Below are 461 nucleotides of genomic sequence, written 5' to 3'. Positions count from 1 at the left end.
GAAGGCGATCGAAGTGGTCGGCGGCGCGGCGAAAGGCAAGGCGATCATCGTGCTCAATCCGGCCGAACCGCCGGTGATGATGCGCGACACCGTCTATACGCTGTCGGAGATGGCCGACCTCGACAAGCTCGAGCAGTCGATCGAGGAGATGGTCGCGAAGGTTCACGCGTACGTGCCCGGCTATCGCCTGAAGCAGAAGGTGCAGTTCGATGTAATCCCGGCGAACGCGCCGCTCAATATTCCGGGCCTCGGCATGTTCAGCGGTTTGAAGACCTCGGTGTTTCTCGAAGTGGAAGGCGCCGCGCACTACCTCCCTGCCTATGCCGGCAATCTTGACATCATGACTTCGGCCGCGCTCGCGACCGCCGAGCGCATGGCGCAGGCGCTCGTGCAGGCATCAGAGGCTTAAGGAGACTTCCCGCATGGACAAAAAACTCTATATCTCCGACGTGACGCTGCGC

At 61.4% G+C, this 461-nt stretch carries 1 pseudogene; it reads left to right on the top strand.

Annotation, left to right across the window (positions count from 1 at the left end):
* Positions 1–409: pseudogene (locus tag AB3X89_RS40230) on the top strand (acetaldehyde dehydrogenase); the annotation flags it as partial.
* Positions 410–461 lie beyond the last annotated feature (52 nt).

It is taken from the genome of Paraburkholderia sp. BR14320, assembly GCF_040948665.1.
GTDB classification, from domain to species: Bacteria; Pseudomonadota; Gammaproteobacteria; order Burkholderiales; family Burkholderiaceae; genus Paraburkholderia; species Paraburkholderia youngii.
Note: the sequence above shows the minus strand (reverse complement) of the source record. Positions and strands in the feature narration are given on the sequence as shown.